Raw genomic sequence first — 6461 nt, 5'->3', positions numbered from 1 at the left:
CGGTCTTGGGGGTTTCCCCCATGAGCGACTGCATCAAGAAGCGCAAGAGTTTGACTTCTGACAAATGACTTCTGACAAATGACTTCTGACTTCTGCTATAGCAATCCGATTTGAGTTGTGAAACACCAGAAGAGGGGGAGAGGGGTCTGAGACCGGAAGTGGAGGAAGAGAAGTAAGAATCTCACCATGGGTTCTTTTTCACAAATGATTGAGGATTTCTATATACTTCTGACCCCATCACCTGATCACGTCATCACCCCATCACCCCATCACCCCATCACCCCCTCTGATCAAAAATTTCCCATTGTGATCCGTTCGTTGTGGCTCTTGACCTATTTTTCGGGAAATCTATAGGTGAGTGTCGAAAGATTTTTCAGTAAATTAAGCTTGAGCTATGGCAAAGCGATCTCTCCAGGCATCTCCAGACGGCATCAGAAAAGCCAAACAGGCTTTTGAACGCAAGGGATGGACACAAGAATATTTTGCGGGTGAAATCGGCATAGAAACTCGCCAACCGATTTGGAAGTTTTTTGCCGGTAAACCCGTTGACCGCCGCGTTTTTAGCGAAATCTGCTTTCATCTGGATTTGGAGATGGAAGAGATTGTCGCTATACCAGAAGATGCTCAGATAGATGCAGAACAGAAAGCAGCTGAGGACAAAAGTAGAGTTGATGCCATCGTCACCAAAGTGCGATCGCACTACCATGACAAAATTCAAAATCAGTGTGGCACTCTGCGCCTATTAGATATTGCTCGACCGGTGAGTTTAGATCACATCTACGTAGATGTGAATATTCTCGAAGAAATCACTAGTCAACGATGGTTGGAAATTGAGGATTTGCAAGGCTTCCCACCGGAGGAATTTGACCGCTTGGGTATAGGCAAAGTGCGCCGGGAAAGCATACCAGGAGTGCAAGCGGTAGAACGCTATCCTAAAATGATGGTGCTAGGTAAACCTGGCTCTGGGAAAACCACCTTTTTGCAATATCTGGCTATTCAGTGCAATCAAGGAAATTTTCAATCGGATCGGGTTCCGATTTTGATTCGATTGAAAAACTTTGCCGAGGATGCTATGATCGAATGTAGTTTCAGCCTATTTAACTACATTAATCAAGAGTTCCAAAGTTGTGGTATTTCAGAACAAGATATTGAAACTATCCTCAGCTATGGCAGAGGCTTGATCTTAATGGATGGCTTGGATGAAGTCCCGGAAACTGCCAGTAATCAAGTTATTCAACAAATCCGCAAGATTTCAGAAAAGTATTACAAAAATCAGCTGATCATCACATGTCGTATTGCAGCTCAACAGTATCGATTTCGGGGATTTACTGAGGTTGAGATTGCTGACTTCAAACCAGCACAAATTCAACACTTTGCTAAAAAGTGGTTTGTGGCGATAGCAAGGAATGACCCAGAATCAGGTTTGGAGAAAGCATCTCTGTTTATCGAGCAGATGAAGCTGCCAGAAAATCAGCAAATTAGAGAACTAGCAACAACACCAGTCTTGCTGAATCTAGCCTGTCTGGTGTTTCAAACCAAAGCTGACTTTCCTGTTAAACGCTCTGATCTTTACCAGCAAGGACTAGACTTACTACTGATTCGCTGGGATGAAGCCCGGGGTGTTAAGCGAGATGATATTTATCGTAATTTATCCTTGCCCCACAAGCTAGAATTACTTTCTCAATTAGCAGTTATCACCTTTGAGCAAGGGGAGTATTTCTTTGAAGAAATTCGGCTGCAACAATTAATTGCTGATTATTTACGGAAATTACCAGCAACTCAAAGCAACCAGGCAGCTTTAGAATTAGATAGCTTAGCAGTACTCAAATCTATCGAGGTGCAGCATGGACTATTGGTAGAGCGGGCACGACGAATTTACTCATTCTCTCATCTGACATTTCAAGAGTATTTTACCGCCAGAGCGATTGTGATCGGCAATGGGATGTCTTTGTTACAGCTAGTCGAACACCTACAGGAGAAACGTTGGCGGGAAGTATTTTTACTCACAGCACAAATGTTGCCAGATGCTGATCAGCTATTGTTGCTGATCAAGCAACAGGTTAATCGGTTAGTCTGTGCAGAAATGGTGTTTGACTCAGTCAAACAGACACCAGGCGTTATGGCTTTAGATGATACCTTGAGCAAGTTCTTGAACTGGATCGAGATCAAATCCCTCGACATCGATACTCCCTACAAGCCAGCAGCAGTGCGTGCCTTTTACATGACCCTTGCCCTTCCTCCTAACCATCCTCTTTCCCGGAATCAAGCCTTAGCTTTGGCTATTGATCACAGACTAGGAGGGGAGTTGGGTAGTGAACTTGCCCTAGATTTAGCTTTAGATCATGCTTTAGCTGTTGCCCAAGCTATGACACCAGAACTAGTTTACGACCGACTCAGTGCTCTTTACCTTGCCCTTGACTTGAATCACCTGACTGGGATTGAGTCTATAGGAGACTATCTAGAGAAGCTTAAAAATCAGCTACCTGACCTAGATGATGACGACCGAGATAGTATTCAACAATGGTGGCAAAGTCATGGTCCGGAATGGTTATCACAATTAAGGGCTTTGATGATTGAGCATCGTAATATGGGTCACCAATGGGATTTGAGCAAGACATCCCAAGATTGGTTAGAGCAGTATAGTCGTGCTAATCACTTGCTAGTAGAGTGCCTCAATAGTAATTGTCAGCTGAGTCTGACGGTGCGCAAAGAAATAGAAGATACGTTGTTTTTGCCGCTGTGCCACTCGTAATTGATCCCTCACGGTCGATGTTGACCTGAAGGGGTGAAAAGTAGCTTCTCACCCCTTCACCCTTTAACCTACCGTAAACCGAATCGCCTTGGGCGAACAACCTTGGCCTTGGCCTTGGCCAAAAGGCCACGCTACGCGAACAAGCCCTAACCCTTAAACCGTTTTGACCCGTGCTACGGTGAGAATGTCGTAAGGCTTACTTACCTAAATGGAGCAATAAGGCTCACACCATAACGCTAGTTTGGTGTTGGGACGGGGCTTTCAAGGTGCTGAACTAAATTCCGCACACAGCCCCTCATGAATTGCGACCCACAAAAAAAAGAATCCAGAACTTTTGGTGATCCGCATTTGTTTGTTGTAAAATAGGCTGATGATAGTCAGAGAAGCCAAGCTTTTAAACGGGTCTAAGGCACAATACCAAGCAATAGACTCAGCCATAAGAACTGCTCAATTCATTAGAAACAAAGCAGTTAGATTATGGCGCGACGAGCCGGATGTAAATAAGGCTCGTCTGTCTGAGCTGTGTAAAGAACTGGCACGCGCATATCCTTTTGCCAAAAAGTTGAACTCAATGGCGCGTCAGGCATCGGCACAGAGGGCTTGGAATTCAATCTCTAGCTTCTATCGTCGCTGTAGAGAGGGATCCAAAAAGAAAGGTTATCCTCAGTTCAAAAAGCATTCTCGCAACGGCTTTGCCGACGCTGCGCGAACAGTTGAGTATAAAACTACGGGCTGGAAGCTATCAGAGGATTGTTTAACGATTAATTTCACCGATGGTTTTCAAGCAGGTACGTTCTCTCTATTCTGTAATCATGAAACCAGAGAGGACTTATTTAGGCTAAAAATTAATCGGGTGAGAGTGGTTAGACGAGCTGATGGTTATTATGCTCAATTCTGTTTTGATGTTAATCGTAAAGAAGCGGGAAACTATACAGGGAACTTTGTAGGCATTGATTTGGGATTGAAGTATTTCTACAAAGACCAAAACGACAATGGTGCAATATATCCTAAGTATTTAAGAAGAGCACAGAAGCGAATTAAGAAACTACAGCGACGGTTGTCCAGAAAGTTTGTTAAGGGTAAGAAACCTCAATCCAACAACTACCACAAAGCCAGAATTAGACTCGGTAAGGCACATTTGAAGGTTCAAAGACAGCGTAAAGACGAAGTCTTCGCAGCTCTCGGAGCTTGCATCCGAGAGAACGAAGACTGGGCGGTGAAGCTCGCTCGGTGCGTAGTCCACTCTAATGATGTGGTTGTCTACGTTGGCGCTAGCCTGCCGACGCTAGGAGGCATAGACCTAAAGATACAAAACATGGTCAAGAATCATCATCTGGCTCAGTCTATTTCTGATGCTTCGTGGTATCAATTCACTCAATGGTTAGATTATTTTGGCAAGGTTTGGGACAAGACAGTGATTGCTGTTGCCCCTAACTATACCTCCCAAGATTGTTCAAATTGTGGTCATCGAGTGAAGAAATCACTCAGCACTCGAACTCATCAATGCCCTAAATGCAGGGAGCATCCCATTTTTGCCCATAACACTTTCAATTATGTTTTTAAACCCTAGTACTCTCGTTAGTTTGAGCCATGGATTTGCCAAATTGGGATGCTCCCTAAATGCAAGACAGAAATATGTCGGGATACGAATGCGGCATTAAATATTTTAAACAAAGGTATGAACATTCTAGGTGTTGAGTGCAATAACAACAGTACCCTAGGGCATAGGGGATCTGCCGGGGAACCGGGAACGCTTGAGGAGAGTTCGACCGCTGTTGATGAAGAGAAATCTAATTCAATAAGTTGTCTCGATGAATCAAGAATCACTGTCTGTGAGAATCCCGCCCTGTAATCTTTGATTCAGCGCCGGGAGTATGTCAATATTGTTGATCGCTTTTTTATGCCTTTTCCCAGATCTAGTGGTCTTTTGCTCCATCCGACATCCCTACCCAGTCCCTTTGGTATTGGTGACTTAGGTTTACAGGCTTATCAATTCATTGACTTTTTGGCACAAAGCGCCCAGCAATACTGGCAAATCTTGCCCCTTGGTCCGATTGGGTATGGTAACTCTCCCTATGGCTCTTACTCAGCCATGGCAGGCAATCCCCTGCTCATTAGCCCAGAACAATTGCAAAAGCAGGGACTGCTCAAGGATGAAGACTTTGCCAATCTACCAGAGTTTCCCCTCGACTCAGTGGATTATAATCAGGTAATTCAAACCAAGATGCCCCTGTTATACCAAGCTTGCGATCGCTTCCGTGCCAACGCCTCACCCCAACAGCACCATAAATTTACAGAATTTTGTCAAGCAAAAGCCAGCTGGTTGGAAGACTATGCTTTATTTATGGCTGTTCGTGATGTGTTTGACCAGAGTAGCTGGCATACTTGGGAACGAGACATTGCTATGGCTCAACCCAAAGCAGTTGAGTATTGGCGGCAGAAATTGCAAGATGAAATTTATTTCTACAAATACCTACAGTTTGAGTTTTTCTGCCAGTGGTCAGCTCTCACACAGTACGCCAACCATCACCAGATCCAGATTATTGGTGATATTCCAATTTATGTGGCTCACGATAGTGCTGATGTCTGGGCTCATCGGGAAATCTTTGCCATTGATCACGAAACTGGCGAACCCACACTCATGGCTGGGGTGCCTCCGGACTATTTCAGTGCCACAGGTCAGTTGTGGGGTAATCCAGTTTATAACTGGGAACAGTTACAGGCAGATAACTTCCGATGGTGGATACAACGCTTCCAAACCATCTTGGAGTATGTAGACATTGTGCGGATTGACCATTTCCGGGGATTTGAGGCCTACTGGCAAGTCAAGCAAGGAGAAACAACTGCCATCACTGGAGAATGGGTTAAGGCACCAGGAAAAGAATTTTTTGAAGTACTCCAAGACAAGTTGGGCAATTTGCCAATTATTGCGGAAGATTTAGGGATCATCACTTCAGAAGTAGAAGCATTACGCTCACGCTTCCAGTTTCCTGGTATGAAAATTTTACAGTTTGCCTTTAGTGGGGGATCAAGTAACCCTTACTTACCCTTTAACTATATCCAAAACTGTGTGGTTTACACCGGCACCCATGATAATGACACAACAGTGGGTTGGTTTAAAAAACTCTCTGCTGAAGATAAGCAGATTATAATTAATTACTCCGGACCAGTCAGCCAAGAAGGCATCCATTGGGATTTAATCCGATTAGCGCTCAGTAGTATTGCCAACCAAGCAATTATTCCTGTGCAAGATATTTTAGGTCTGGACACAGATGCTCGAATGAATTTTCCGAGTACCGTGGAAGGTAACTGGCAATGGCGCTATCAACCGAATGCGTTGAGTGAAGAATTGGCTAATCGCCTCAAAATCCTCACTCACACTTACGGTCGCGCTCCCAGTTCTGACTAGCAAGCCTAGTTATATTGTATTGGAATAGTTTGAACAATTAATCCTATTAAGTTCATTATTGGTTGTTTATTTTTTGACAAAAATGTTAATTATTAGTTGACAATCTTCAACTCACAATCCTACACAATTATAGTCTATACAAGGGATTAACTGGACTTTATATAAGTTAAGTGCTATAGCATTTGAATTTGATATGTTCAAATTTAATTGATTAACAAAGGTAACAGGTAACATTAGGAAAGAGAGCCGACAATTGTTTCGTGTTATGGTAAATCAGCATTGGTTTTCATGAATCTATTT

3 protein-coding genes are annotated in these 6461 nt (G+C 43.6%); all 3 read left to right on the top strand.

Translation table 11 applies throughout. The annotated features are described in order from the left end of the window. Positions 1 to 394 precede the first annotated feature (394 nt). The 3 genes from F6K37_RS29490 to malQ all read left to right on the top strand — a co-directional run bounded on the left by F6K37_RS29490 (position 395) and on the right by malQ (position 6161). Positions 395 to 2752, top strand: a complete 2358-nt coding sequence (locus tag F6K37_RS29490) for an NACHT domain-containing protein (RefSeq protein ID WP_008177669.1) — start codon at positions 395 to 397, stop codon at positions 2750 to 2752. Positions 2753 to 3122: 370 nt separating this feature from the next. Continuing rightward, entirely contained in the window at positions 3123 to 4322 is a 1200-nt protein-coding gene (locus F6K37_RS29485; protein ID WP_008177671.1) for an RNA-guided endonuclease InsQ/TnpB family protein, read from the top strand. Between the two features lie 330 nt (positions 4323 to 4652). Further along, complete coding sequence (gene malQ, locus F6K37_RS29480; protein WP_044491801.1) at positions 4653 to 6161, top strand: 4-alpha-glucanotransferase; 1509 nt, start codon at positions 4653 to 4655, stop codon at positions 6159 to 6161. The last annotated feature ends 300 nt before the right edge of the window (positions 6162 to 6461 follow it).

The sequence above is a fragment of the Moorena sp. SIO4E2 genome (genome assembly GCF_010671945.1).
In the GTDB taxonomy this organism is placed as follows: Bacteria; Cyanobacteriota; Cyanobacteriia; order Cyanobacteriales; family Coleofasciculaceae; genus Moorena; species Moorena producens.
Note: the sequence above shows the minus strand (reverse complement) of the source record. Positions and strands in the feature narration are given on the sequence as shown.